This is a genomic window from Collinsella sp. zg1085 (assembly GCF_018889955.1).
Lineage (GTDB): Bacteria > Actinomycetota > Coriobacteriia > Coriobacteriales > Coriobacteriaceae > Collinsella.
Genome location: NZ_CP076545.1, coordinates 875,874 through 888,982, shown reverse-complemented (window position 1 = coordinate 888,982; position 13,109 = coordinate 875,874). Strand labels below are relative to the sequence as shown.

The 13,109-nt window shown below is 48.3% G+C and carries 13 protein-coding genes and 1 tRNA gene; 1 reads left to right on the top strand and 13 read right to left on the bottom strand.

Features of this window, described 5'->3' with window-relative positions; all coding sequences use genetic code 11:
• Positions 1–6 precede the first annotated feature (6 nt).
• From KPC83_RS03705 to pyrR, 12 genes are all read right to left on the bottom strand, one after another.
• Positions 7–2,310, bottom strand: a complete 2,304-nt coding sequence (locus KPC83_RS03705) for a DNA internalization-related competence protein ComEC/Rec2 (protein ID WP_216277940.1) — start codon at positions 2,308–2,310, stop codon at positions 7–9.
• On the bottom strand, positions 2,307–3,008 hold the full coding sequence (locus KPC83_RS03700; RefSeq protein ID WP_216277939.1) for a ComEA family DNA-binding protein: 702 nt from the start codon (positions 3,006–3,008) through the stop codon (positions 2,307–2,309). The genes KPC83_RS03705 and KPC83_RS03700 overlap by 4 nt, the downstream gene beginning before the upstream one ends.
• A 241-nt stretch (positions 3,009–3,249) precedes the next feature.
• Positions 3,250–4,506 carry a tRNA uracil 4-sulfurtransferase ThiI gene (thiI, locus tag KPC83_RS03695; protein WP_216277938.1) on the bottom strand — a complete coding sequence of 419 codons (1,257 nt, stop codon included), beginning with the start codon at positions 4,504–4,506 and terminating at the stop codon, positions 3,250–3,252.
• 3 nt (positions 4,507–4,509) lie between these two features.
• On the bottom strand, positions 4,510–4,788 hold the full coding sequence (locus KPC83_RS03690; RefSeq protein WP_216277937.1) for a DNA-directed RNA polymerase subunit omega: 279 nt from the start codon (positions 4,786–4,788) through the stop codon (positions 4,510–4,512).
• A 4-nt stretch (positions 4,789–4,792) separates the two neighbouring features.
• Positions 4,793–5,362, bottom strand: a complete 570-nt coding sequence (gene gmk / locus KPC83_RS03685) for a guanylate kinase (RefSeq protein WP_216277936.1) — start codon at positions 5,360–5,362, stop codon at positions 4,793–4,795.
• On the bottom strand, positions 5,363–5,671 hold the full coding sequence (gene mihF, locus KPC83_RS03680; RefSeq protein ID WP_216277935.1) for an integration host factor, actinobacterial type: 309 nt from the start codon (positions 5,669–5,671) through the stop codon (positions 5,363–5,365). It abuts the gene before it with no gap.
• A gap of 172 nt (positions 5,672–5,843) precedes the next feature.
• On the bottom strand, positions 5,844–6,584 hold the full coding sequence (gene pyrF, locus KPC83_RS03675; protein ID WP_216277934.1) for an orotidine-5'-phosphate decarboxylase: 741 nt from the start codon (positions 6,582–6,584) through the stop codon (positions 5,844–5,846).
• Positions 6,578–7,486 carry a dihydroorotate dehydrogenase gene (locus KPC83_RS03670; protein WP_216279249.1) on the bottom strand — a complete coding sequence of 303 codons (909 nt, stop codon included), beginning with the start codon at positions 7,484–7,486 and terminating at the stop codon, positions 6,578–6,580. The genes pyrF and KPC83_RS03670 overlap by 7 nt, the downstream gene beginning before the upstream one ends.
• 11 nt (positions 7,487–7,497) lie before the next feature.
• Positions 7,498–8,304, bottom strand: coding sequence for a dihydroorotate dehydrogenase electron transfer subunit (locus tag KPC83_RS03665; RefSeq protein WP_216277933.1), 807 nt, complete (start codon positions 8,302–8,304; stop codon positions 7,498–7,500).
• Between the two features lie 99 nt (positions 8,305–8,403).
• Complete coding sequence (locus KPC83_RS03660; protein WP_216277932.1) at positions 8,404–9,696, bottom strand: dihydroorotase; 1,293 nt, start codon at positions 9,694–9,696, stop codon at positions 8,404–8,406.
• Positions 9,680–10,624: an aspartate carbamoyltransferase catalytic subunit gene (locus KPC83_RS03655; protein WP_216277931.1), complete on the bottom strand. Its 945-nt coding sequence runs from the start codon at positions 10,622–10,624 to the stop codon at positions 9,680–9,682. The genes KPC83_RS03660 and KPC83_RS03655 overlap by 17 nt, the downstream gene beginning before the upstream one ends.
• A gap of 4 nt (positions 10,625–10,628) precedes the next feature.
• Complete coding sequence (pyrR, locus tag KPC83_RS03650) at positions 10,629–11,213, bottom strand: bifunctional pyr operon transcriptional regulator/uracil phosphoribosyltransferase PyrR (protein ID WP_305828548.1); 585 nt, start codon at positions 11,211–11,213, stop codon at positions 10,629–10,631.
• Positions 11,214–11,568: 355 nt separating this feature from the next.
• Between pyrR and KPC83_RS03645 the strand changes: the two genes are divergently transcribed.
• Positions 11,569–11,643, top strand: a tRNA-Asn gene (locus KPC83_RS03645).
• A 124-nt stretch (positions 11,644–11,767) separates the two neighbouring features.
• Here the strand turns inward: KPC83_RS03645 and rpoD are convergent.
• Complete coding sequence (rpoD, locus tag KPC83_RS03640) at positions 11,768–13,108, bottom strand: RNA polymerase sigma factor RpoD (RefSeq protein ID WP_216277930.1); 1,341 nt, start codon at positions 13,106–13,108, stop codon at positions 11,768–11,770.
• Position 13,109 lies beyond the last annotated feature (1 nt).

Genomic DNA, 13,109 nt, shown 5'->3' with positions numbered 1-13,109 from the left:
GTGTTCTTACTCGAATTGCGTTTGAACAACAACACCAGAAGGCGATGGATACAGCTGCACGTCACCAACGTCTTTCGTACACATAAACAGAACCCGTGCCTCGCGGCAGGCGTTTTGGCACTTTTGACTGGGATGCCCATAACGATTATGTTTACCAGCGCTTGCAACCGCAAGCTCAGGTGTTAGTATGTCAAGCAGCTCTTTGCTTGTTGAAACCTTTGAGCCATGATGTCCTATCTTCAAAACATCTATATCGCCAACACTTTGAGCATATTTAAGCTCCTGTTCGAGCTCGGTATCGCCTGTTAAAAGCACCCGAAGTCGATTTTTCTCATGCGTATAACTCACCACCATACATACTGAGGAAGCATTTTCTTCTCCATCGGTTTTAGATATAGGCCAAATAACCTCAGCCTTAAAACTTCCTATCGATAGTTTATCTCCCCTTATAAGCTCTGCAATATGGTGTCGCCAAGCCCAACGAATAGGAAGCGGAGTATGCGCTGTTGCACCACGAGCAACATAGAGCATATCAACTGACACCGTTTGTAATATTTTAGGAAGACCACCCCAGTGGTCTTTATCCCAGTGAGTAATCACTACTGCATCAAGATGAGTAACATGCTGGCGAGCTAAGGCTTGAGCTGCTTTATCATCAACCCCCGCATCAACCAATATTGCTTGGTCATGATCGCGAATAAGAATAGAATCGCCCTGTCCAATCTGCAATATGCCTACCATGGGCGGAGCCAAGTAGCGCCAATAGATACAAAAGCTCACGCCCAAACATGCACTCAATGAAACAAGCACCACTATATGTCGTAGGCGTAATGCATCCCATAAAACATAGGTCATACCTATGGCGCAATACCAAAGAGCTACTCCCCACCACTCTAAAGTGGCGTTCATTTGGGCAAACGGGAATGAAGCTAATAGCTGTGCAAAAAATATTGCCGTTCTAGCGAGGTATAACACAGGAGTAAGTACAAACGGAATAGCATAGGCCAGAGGAGCCGCGATAAAGCCTATCGTGAGAACCAGCGTTATAAGAGGCCCTACCACTACATTTGCAAGTGGAGCGATAATAGAAAAGCTATTTGAGAGAGGAATGGTTAGTGGCGCTGTCATGAGCATGGCAATTAGCGTTGCAGAGAGTGCTTCAGTGAGTCCGGTACTCATATGAAGTTGCTTGAGATGATGGCGCAGATATGGACCAAATATGCTTAGGCCTAAAACCGATAGTGCTGAAAGCTGAAAACCTAAGTCAAAAACAAGGCCTGGCTGTATCGCCAACAAAACCATGACGGCAAAGGCAAGCCCTGAAATCTGGTGCGGACGTCTCCCATATGAGCGCACCACCATGCTTGAACTCATCATAAGAAGTGCCCGAATAGCTGAGGGTGCCATACCGCTAAACACAACATATATAGACATGAACCCTATAAGCATAGTCAAACGAGGACGGAGAGGGATATGTAAGCACAAAAGTAGGTGCTCAACAAGGCTTATGCATACAATGAGATGTCCGCCTGATATAGCAATTAAGTGTGAAAGACCGCAATCAGAAAAGCATTGCTTCACATCAGTGCCATGAAGCTCAGTGGTGCGCCCACAAATTACACCTGCTAAGAGAGCCTCAGCCTCTCCCTTATCCGCTTGAAGCATCCTCAGAATAACTTGCCGAAAATTTGTTAGTGCATCTTGTTTAAGAGTGAGTTCTTGAGATGGAACGACACGAAGTGAAACTTCAGCAAACTCTCCCTGCATGAAGCGATTTTGGCTCCATGGACTATCATCAAAGCGTTGCGGAACAACACTTGTTTGCATACATACTCCTGCCTCAAGGGCTTGAGGTGTTTTTAGGTGCACCGTACCTATAGAAAAGCCTGAGCTGTCAATGAGCGTGGCAGTTTGCGTAGCTCCGTATTCATGTATCTGAGGGTCGCCTTTAGTTTCAAGCTGATAGCTTTTGTGTGTTGTGCTATCAAGCCAATGTAGTGCACTTGTTTGCCGATACATCCAGAGAGCACAGCTGAGTGATGCTATGCACAGCCCTATACCAATCCAAACGAGATACGGATATGCGCTAGCACAAAAAGCTGTACGTAAGCGCACTATGTATAAACCAAGGCAAGCGCTTAGTGATAGTCCTGCAAACAGTCCTGCTGCACTTATAGGAAACACTTGTTGTGCAAGGTAGCTCTTCCATGCAAGCTGCATCATAAAACCAGAGCACATAACCATAGATAGCGCAGCGGCACAAATGGGTGAAATATACGGACGGGCAGGAAAACAAATCGCGGGTTTCATATAGTTATTGAGTCTTTGAGTTTTTCAAATTTCTTTTTCCCTATGCCTGGCACCCGCATCAAATCATCAACATTTTTGAACGGGCCATATGTTTCACGATTTTGTACTATGGCATCTGCGGTGTTGGGTCCCACCCCAGGTAAACTGAGCAGCTGGTCACGGTTTGCCTGATTGATATTGATGTGTGAAGAGCCAGCCGAAGTGTTTGTTTGTTCTGGAGCAGATTCACCCTTAGAGAGCTTTGATGTGGTGCCAGCCGTACTATCTTGTATAGTGGGCACCACCACCTTTGAGCCATCAACCACGGGCGCTGCCTGATTTATGGCATCAAGTGCTGCATCATCACGTACACCACCTGCTGCTGTAATAGCATCTGCAACTCTTGAGCCCTCACCGAGATGCACAACACCTGGTGAGTGCACAGCACCACTCACATCAACTACAAGCTCTTGAGTAAGCTTAGGCTCCTCTTCATGAGACCCCAGATTTTGGTGTGTTGATGTAAACTCTTGAGCTGTTGAGCCAAATTGATGCGCTCTCTCAAGTACCACTCCCCCACCTATCGGGCGCGCCAGCAGCCAAGCACCGGCTACAAGCGTCATGCTGAGTAAAGCTAGGATAAGCACAAAACCGGTATGTTCTTTCGCATACTGTATGCATTTGTTACGCAGGCGTAGATATTTGTTTGACTGCTGCATGCACATCACCTCATATCTATCGTGTATGAGGTGACAGCACCATATCGTGATAATTAAAAAGAGTATGTGAGCATCTGTAATATAGTGCTAACGCAGCTAATACAGCAGGTAGATAAACAAAAACTATGAATACTCTTACAAGAGTAAAATAAAGTACATATATTAAAAACTGTATTAATAGGCAAGCTAGTTCCCGTGCCCATGCCTAGAAATAAAACTGGGAGTTTCTATGGAGGTGAAGCTATTCTGCCTGCAGCTGCCCACGCACATAATCACGCACGCGAAGCGTGTCGTGTCGTTCGCGCATCATACGCGGTGGTTTATATCGAGGTGCATCAAAGTCCAAATATTCAATATGTTCAAGGAGTGACTCAATCATCGCCTGATGGTCAAAGGCTTCCCATGCCTCATGTACCTCATCAGGCCGTGCATGAGTTTCGGGTTTTTTAGGCATAAATAAGGTGCAGCAGTCTGGCGCTGTTTGCGTTGAAATATCAAAGGTATTGATTTCTTCTGCGCGTATAATAATCTCCTGCTTATCAGAACCAATCAAGGGTCTAAAAACAGGCATATGAACTACTTCGTCAACTGCCATAATATTCTCAAGTGTCTGAGATGCAACTTGACCCAAGCTCTCGCCTGTAACAATCGCCCGTGCGCCTTCGATACGCGCGATACGCTCTGCCATTGCATACATAACGCGGCGATACATAATTACACGGAGCTTATTGGGGCATGCAATAGAAATCTCGCGTTGTGCATCACCAAAAGGCACAACGTATAAACGCCCAATTTGAACAGCGGGAGCCAAGGCACGAATAATATCTTCTACGAGGTATTCACTTGTGTCCGCCGTTTGAGGACGTCCTGAAAAATGAATAGGAACAGGAATTGCTCCGCGCCTCGCCATCATCCAAGTTGCTACCGGCGAATCAATGCCTGATGACAACAAGGTTACAACCTTGCCAGCAGAGCCTTCAGGCAAACCACCAATACCGCGCATACTCTTGGCATACACATATACACTACCTTGAACAACCAAAACATAAACCGTTGCATCAGGTGTGTGCACATCAACGGGATGCTCAGGGAAGGCTTCGCACAATATCTCGCCTACTTGGCGATTAAGCTCAAGCGATCCAAGTTCAAAGTCGGTGTTTGAACGCCGCGCATGTACCTTAAAGGAGCCAAATGGTCCAAACTCATGCAAAGCCTCAATAGCAGCTCTACCATAGGAGCTTACATCGCGCGGACAGCGCCACGCGCGTGAAACCCGAGCAACTCCTGGAACCTTGGTAATAGTTGCTGCTGCTGAATCTATACAAGATGCATCTCTAAAGCGCACAAGAATGTATCCCGAGATACGCTCAATAGCTGCAACGGAAAAGGCGGCCAAAGCCGCCTCAAGATTATCCATGAGAATACGCTCAAAGTAAGCGCGGTTTTTGCCCTTAAGCCCTATCTCGTGATAGTGCACCAAGCATACACGTTCTGCCATAGATTACGCCTCGGCGCGGTGGCCAAGCGCCTCCTCATACATTGACTCGTTATACGAGATTTCACCATCGACAAGCTCATCCAATGCCATGGAAATTGTATCTTTGCCTGACAATGCAACCGTGATGTCATCAATATCTTGAACTGCTAAAACGCGACTATGTTGGTCGCGAAGCATGCTGTTAATATCGCACGCACGTTTGGACGCCAACGACGCCAGTAAGAATCGATTATTGTCGGTCTTCTCAAGCAGAGAATCAATGGATGGTTTGACAACTGACATGTACTCAAGACCTTTCGTAGCGGGTGAGCAAAGAAATAAGTGAAGCACTCGCCTCGTTTAGCTCGTCGTTTATAATACGCTCATCGTAGCGCGATGCAAGTTCAAGCTCATGAACAGCATTTGCCATACGCGTATCAATAGATTGAGCCGACTCGGTTCCGCGTGACTCCAAACGACGACGAAGCTCATTAAGCGTTGGCGGCTCGATAAATATCAAGACGGCATCAGGATATCTATCTTTAACTTGCAAAGCTCCCTGAACATCAATCTCTAACATAACAGATGAACCAGAAGCTAGTTGCTCCTTAACATCAGAGAGCAGGGTGCCATAGCAGTGCTCATGTACCTGAGCCCATTCAAGAAATTCCCCCGCACATACACGTCGTTCAAACTCTTTAGGAGTTAAAAAGTGATAAGAAACACCATCAACTTCACCAACTCGTGGTGCGCGTGTAGTAGCGGAAACCGTCAGGCCTAGCTGAGGCATATGCTCACGCACACGCGCAAGCAGTGTCCCCTTGCCAGCACCTGACGGCCCAGAAATTACAAAGAGCTTAGGTGTAAACGAGCTCACTTATTTAGTGAGCTGCTCAAGCAGCTGCTCGCGCTGACGAACGCCCAGACCCTGAACACGACGGGTTGCAGAGATGCCCAGCTCGTCCATAATCTTTGCAGCTTTAGCCTTGCCATAACCAGGCAGCGACTCAATAAGCGTAGAAACCTTCATGCGCGAAGCGATAGGATCCTCAGAGTTGAGAACAGAGTCAAGAGAAACCTCGCCCATCTTAATCTTCTCACGAAGCTCGGCGCGGGCATGGCGGGCGGCAGCAGCCTTCTCAAGGGCAGCCTTGCGCTGCTCATCTGTGAGCTGAGGAAGAGCCATTAGAACCTCCAATGTTGGATGACTACTAAAAACCTGTGTTAGGGTTAGTTTCTGCACAAATCTGCAGGTCGTAACCGTGAACGCTCAACTAGACTAGTCTAAGCGTGAGCAAAGTTCAAGCATTTGAGCAGGAAAATCCACATAACTAGGTTAATTTCACAGAACAAACGTGTTAAAGATGCAGGTGAGACGCAAAATCAAGACCGTTAAGCTCCTGTGAAATCTTTTCAAATGCCTGACAGGGATTTTGTGCATTGGTGATGGGACGCCCTACGACAAGGTGACTAGCACCAGCTTTAATCGCCTCTGTAGCTGTTGCCACCCGGCGCTGATCGGCTGTATCTGTACCTGCCGGGCGAATGCCTGGTGTTACCACAAGGGCGTCAGGTCCCAAAAGTGTGCGCATGGCATGCGCCTCATGAGCTGAGCATACTACCCCATGAAGCCCTGCATTACGTGCGAGCTCAGCCAAGCGAAGTGCTTCTGTTTGCTCTGAGTCTGCAATGCCTATGGAGCCAAGCTCAGATGCATCCATACTAGTAAGCACGGTCACAGCAATAACTTGAACAGGGTGATTGAGAGAACGTGCACGCTTTGCTCCCCGTGCTGCTGCTTCAAGCATAGCCTTGCCACCCAGTCCGTGTACCGTTATAAGGTTTGCCCCCGTTGATGCAGCGGATACCAGCGCACCTTCAATCTGGTGCGGAATATCGTGAAGCTTAAGGTCTAAAAATACCTGGTAACCAAGCTGTTTTAGGGACGTAATAATGCGTGGACCCTCGGCGTAAAAAAGGGTCATACCAACTTTCACCCACCGCGCTTGCCCACTTAACATATGTGCAAGTTCTAATGCACGCGAAGCATCGGTATCAAGCGCTACCATAATGTTATGAGCGAGTTGATGCGCTACCATTCAAAGGCTCCTATCAACTCGTTGATGTCATGCACTCCTTGCGAGGCTGCCCATGCCTCAAGCTCTTCTAAGATGCGCACGCTCGCGTCTGGCTCAGCAAAATTTGCCATGCCTACAGCCACACACGTTGCCCCCGCCAAGATAAACTCAGCTGCGTCATATCCATTCATAATGCCACCGACACCGCATATTGGAATGTCAACAACTTGTGCTGCCTCCCACACCATGCGAACCGCGATAGGATGACATAAAGGACCTGAAAGCCCACCGGTGGGCTTAGAGAGCTTTGAGCGGCGGGTATGCACATCAATTGCCATACCGGGAATTGAGTTGATGATGGTTAGACCATCTGCACCTTCTGCTTCAAGTGCTACAGCAATCTCAGGTACGCGCGTTGGAGCCATTTTTACAAAGAGTGGACGCGTAGTTACTTTACGACAGGCTCGCATTACCTCACGTGCTCCCTCAGGAGTAGAACCGCATGCAACACCACCTGCAGCAAGGTTGGGACAACTCACATTTATTTCAAAGCCCGCTGCCCAAGGACAAAGTTCGCAGAATAGTTCAAGTGCTTGAACATATTCTTGTGTTGAATGACCGGCAACTTGGCAAATAACCTGAGTACCTTTTGTCGTTAAGTCTTCGAGCCAAGGTCCAGACTCCAATGCAAAGGCGCGCACACCCGGGTTTTGTAAACCAACCGAGTTCATCATGCCACCGGGTACCTCTGTCATACGAGGTGCAGGGTTGCCACTCCAAGGGGTAGCGGCACAACCCTTAGTTGTAATAGCGCCCAGACGCGATACGTCCATAAGCTCGCTAAACTGCCAGCCAAAACCAAAGGTTCCACTCGCAGTATTAAGAGGATTTTTCATGTGTACGCCGCCAAAATTGACGGCCATTTGCACCTGTGTCACCAGACCACCACCGTACGCGCGTCCATAACAGGGCCTGCCATGCAGGCTCCCTTCATGCCGCTTGTTGTTTCTACATTACACGTTGCACACGCACCAAAACCGCAGCTCATCATACGTTCAAGCGACGCCTCGCAATACACTTCAGCCTTTGTTGCAGCGTCGGCAACCTTTCTCATCATAGGACCAGGCCCACAGGTTGCCACGTAGTCATATCCACCTCGTCCAAGCAATAAGGCTGCCGGATCGGTACAAAAAGCTTTTTCGCCCGCACTTCCATCATCAGTGCAAACATATACTTCTCCACAAGTTTCTAGGCACTCAAGCTCGGGTAGACCTACAAGCTTGGCAGCGCTTGAGGCGCCTAGACAAGCATCAAAAGGAATATGACGCTCTGAGAGTGCCTTTGCCAGCGCCACAATAGGTGGAATACCAATACCACCACCAACTAAAAGTGCACGTGAGCAGGCATTGGTATCTTCTGGTACCGTCCAGCCATGACCACCTGGACCCAAAACCGTTGTGGTATCCCCTGCTTGCATGCGGCTTAGGCGTTGTGTGCCCTCGCCCACAACAGCATACCAAAGCTCAACAACACCTTCCTTAACTTGCATTGAGGCAAAACTCAAAGGAATACGCAATAAGGACATCGCGTTTCCTGGCACCTCAACATTAATGAACTGACCAGGTTGCAAGGCACGTGCAAGACGAGGTGCTTCAATTACCAATGAAAAAATACCCTCAGCTATTTCTTCATTAGAGACAACACACACGTCATGTATACGTGCCGGTGAAGGCGTTGGCATAAACCCCTCTTTCTGAATGTATGTCGGGTATCTGGATAGATACCCGACTATGTGTGAGCAAACTATATCTATTGTAGAGCAGTAGCTAAGTTGTTCTTCTTAGCATATCTTGCCTTGCGACAAAACATGTTTGCCACCAACAAAGACCTCAGTTGCTAGGCCCACAAACTGTTCGCCTGCAAAGCCACAGTTTGTAGCTTTGCTCTCATAGCCATCCGCGCCAACAGTCCACGTGTAATTGGGGTCAAAAACCGTAATATCAGCGGTGTTGCCCTCAGCAATAGATACTGTCTCAATTCCCAAAATGCGGCGTGGAGCAATAGACATCAACTCAACCAAGCGGGCATAGCTAACTTTTTCTGTATGCACTAAATGAGTTAGCACAGAAGCAAGAGAGGTCTCAAGTCCGGTCATACCAAAGGGTGCAAAATCAAACTCACGCGCCTTTTCCCAAGCAGCATGTGGAGCATGATCGGTCACAATCGCATCAATGGTTCCATCTTGGAGACCCTCTAGCAGTGCTTGAGCATCACTGCTGGTGCGCAGTGGCGGATTAACCTTGTATACCGTGTTGTAAGTCTCATCAATTGCATCCTCGGTTAGGAATAAATGATGTGGTGTTACTTCACAGGTGACAGGCAGACCTTCTGCTTTTGCCGCGCGAACCAAATTAAGCCCGCGGGCAGTGCTTATATGCTGAATATGTAAGCGTGCACCCGTTAGACGTGCAATAGCAATATCGCGCGCAATTTGAATTTCTTCACCCTCGGCAGGCCAGCCAAGCATACCCAAACGCGTTGAAACAGCGCCTTCATTTATTTGACCTGCACCAACGATACTGTTGTCTTGGCAGTGGCTCATAAAGACTTTGCCAAACATTTTGCCGTAATCCATACAGGTACGCACCATGCCAGCATTTTGGATACCATGGCCATCGTCGGTGAATGCCACAGCACCGCACTCAACCATGTCGCCCATTTCTGATAGAGCCTCGCCCTTAAGACCATGTGTCATAGCACCAGACGGATATACGCGACAGTATCCACGCTTGGCAGCGCGCGCTAAAATGTAGGACACTACAGAACCGGTGTCGGTTACCGGGTCGGTGTTAGGCATTGCGCATACACCGGTAAAACCACCTTTTACCGCTGAGCGTGTACCACTTTCAATATCTTCTTTGTATTCAAAGCCAGGGTCGCGCAAATGCACATGCATATCAACTAAGCCAGGCACAAGATATTTGCCACTCAGGTCAATCACGTTAACATCGTTAGAGCTTTGAATGTTGTGCGCCACTTCAACAATATGCTCACCATCGATAAGCACGTCACATATCTCATCAAGCTGTGCCGCCGGGTCAACAACGTGAGCAGATTTAAGCAGATAGGCCATTATCAGAACCTCCAAGTAACAAATACAGGACAGCCATACGTACGCAGATGCCTGCATACACTTGTTCAAGAATGACAGAGCGCTCGGGGTGATCTGCCATATAGCTATCAAATTCAACACCGCGATTAATGGGGCCCGGATGACAAATGATGGCATCGGGACGCATAAGACGTTCGCGCTCACGTGTTAGACCATAGAGCTTGTGATACTCGCGAATGCTCGGGAACGGTGCACCTTCAAGGCGCTCCATCTGCACACGAAGCATGTATACAACATCTAAATCGGGCAGCACATCATCCAGACTCGCCGAAACATGGTCAGCACCGAGCACATCGGGGCGCGGCGGCATAAGGGTACCTGGACCCACGAGGGTTACCTCTGCTCCCATAATTGTGAGTGCCGGAACAAGCGAGCCACATACCCGCGAGTGTCCAATATCACCTACGATACCGACGCGCAAACCATGAAAATCACCCTTATGCTCGCGAATGGTATATAAATCAAGCAAGGCCTGTGTTGGGTGTTGATGCTTGCCATCTCCTGCATCGATTACTGCCGCAGGAGATGCCTGAGATACCATATAAGGAGCACCAGCGTGTTTATCGCGCACAACAATACAATCGATTTTATAGGCATCAAGCGTCATGACGGTGTCGATGAGACTTTCACCTTTGACGGTACTGGTTGATGACCCCCCAAAGTTCATGGTATCAGCGCTTAAACGTTTTTCTGCTAACTCAAAAGACGAGCGGGTTCGCGTTGAAGGTTCATTGAACATATTGACAATGGTTTTGCCTTTAAGCGTGGGAACCTTTTTAATAGCTCGCTCATTCACAGAGCTAAAGGCCCGTGCTGCATCTAAAATCATCATGATATCGGTATCGGAATACTCGGTAATATCAATGAGATGCTTGTGATTAAAAGCCATAGATTTATTCCTTTCCCAGCGGCGCTGAACCAATGCGGCTTCCCGGCTCAACTTGCGAGATTTCAACAGTTGTGCGGCCATCTACTTCAGCCATAAACAAACGAACATTTTCTTCACGAGAAGAAGGTACGTTTTTGCCCACAAAATCGGGGCTAATAGGAAGTTCACGATGCCCGCGGTCTACAAGCACTGCCAACTCAATCTTTGAGGGGCGACCCATGTCCATAATCGCATCAAGTGCAGCGCGGATTGTGCGGCCGGTATACAGCACATCGTCAACCAGTACAATGCGCTTGCCATCAACGTCCCAAGAAATGTCAGTCGCATGTACTTCAGGTGAGAAGTTGGTGGCAAAGTCATCACGATAAAAGCTAATGTCAAGGCTGCCGGATAGCACCTGGGTACCCTCAATTGCAGCAATTTCTTCAGCAAGGTGGCGAGCGAGAATATCACCGCGCGTCACGATACCCACTATTGCAAGACGCTCTGAACCTTCATTTCGCTCGATAATTTCATGCGCAATGCGGCGCAATGCGCGCTTGATGGCAATCTCATCCATGATGGTTGCCTTGGGAGCTAACGTAGCCACGAGACCCCTTTCTTTTGTTCTTGACACATGGTGCTGAGTCTATCCATGCGCCAAAAAAAAATAGATGCCCGACCACATACGGCGAGACATCAGCAGGTATATAGCACGCAGCTATTCTATGGCACCTTGCGGGTATCTCGTACCGACGCTTAAAGGTCGTGGCAAGTGTAGCATCTCTTCAGGCCTTGCGCGGGCTAAAACCAAAACGTATGAATGCTTCACAGCTTCAAGACAACACATGCCTTACGTGTTAGACCCATGCGAAAACTGAGGCTCGAAAAAATTTGAATTTGGGGCTTGTATTGTTCTTTGAAATCCTTATACTTAACTACGTTCTTTGCGAACAACGCCGAATTCCTCGGTAGCTCAATGGTAGAGCACGCGGCTGTTAACCGCGCTGTTGTAGGTTCGAGTCCTACCCGAGGAGCCAGAACTTTCATACCCGCTTCGGCGGGTTTTTTTATTTAAGATACATGACCTAAATAAAAAACGTGCGCAGACCCTATGCCTGCGCACGTCAATACGTACATATAGCAATAGCAATACTTGAAAAACTAGCCTTCGATATAGTCTTTCAACTTGCTTGAGCGACTGGGATGGCGCAGCTTCGCCAAGGTTTTACTTTCAATTTGGCGAATACGCTCGCGCGTCACACCAAACTCACGGCCAACTTCTTCCAGCGTGCGAGGATGTCCATCAGCTAAACCAAAGCGTAGCTCAATAACCTTGCGCTCGCGCTCAGCCAAACCATCAAGCACCTGGGTAAGCTGTTCTTGCAGCATAGAGAAACTTGCTGCCTCAGGCGGAACAACCGCTTGTGCATCTTCGATAAAGTCGCCTAGCTGCGAATCTTCTTCTTCACCAATGGGTGTTTCAAGAGATACGGGCTCTTGGCTAATCTTTTGAATCTCACGTACTCGATCGGCGCTCATATCCATCTCAGCACCAATCTCTTCAGGAGACGGGTCGCGCCCTAAATCTTGAAGCAGCTGCCGCTGAACGCGCACAAGCTTGTTGATGGTTTCAACCATATGAACAGGAATACGGATAGTACGAGCCTGATCTGCAATAGCACGGGTAATAGCTTGGCGAATCCACCATGTTGCATAGGTTGAGAACTTAAAGCCTTTTTCGTAGTCAAACTTTTCAACCGCGCGAATCAAGCCCAAATTGCCCTCTTGAATCAAATCAAGAAACAGCATGCCGCGCCCAACATAGCGCTTTGCAATTGAAACCACAAGGCGAAGATTTGCACTAATAAGTGCTTGCTTAGCATCAAGACCTACTTGCTCAACGCGCATTAAGCGGCGCATCTCAGCACGCGTAAGCGTTAGCTCGCCAGCATCTTGTGCTTCGAGTTTATCGGCAGCCTCAAGACCAGCCTCGATTTTCATAGCAAGGTCAACCTCATCTGCTGCTGTTAGCAGGTCAACCTTTCCAATTTCTTTGAGGTACATGCGTACCGGGTCACCGGTAAGCATAACAGTGGTTGCATCAATTCCGCGAACCCTCGACCGTGCGCGCGTGGTACGCGCTCGAGCCTTCTTCTTAGGCTTCTCGCTTGACATCTCAGCATCAGCCATCTTGGCAACTCTGATGTCATGGTCCTCTGTTGACTCACCCTCGCCGTCCAAATCAATATCATCATGATGGACTACGGGGTCATCATCTAAATCGCTTACCGCGTCGTCATCTTCTACCGCTGAAATAATCTCAATACCGTTATTGCGAAGCGTCTGATATACAGCACTCAACTGTTTATCAGTGACGTCAATAGTTTTGAGAGCGATTTGAATATCGTCTTCTGTGACGCTTCCTTTGGCATCGCCAGTGCTTATCAGCTTGGCAACATAGGAATCAAGTTCAGAATCCGTGCTTCCGGTTTTTTTCGGCACA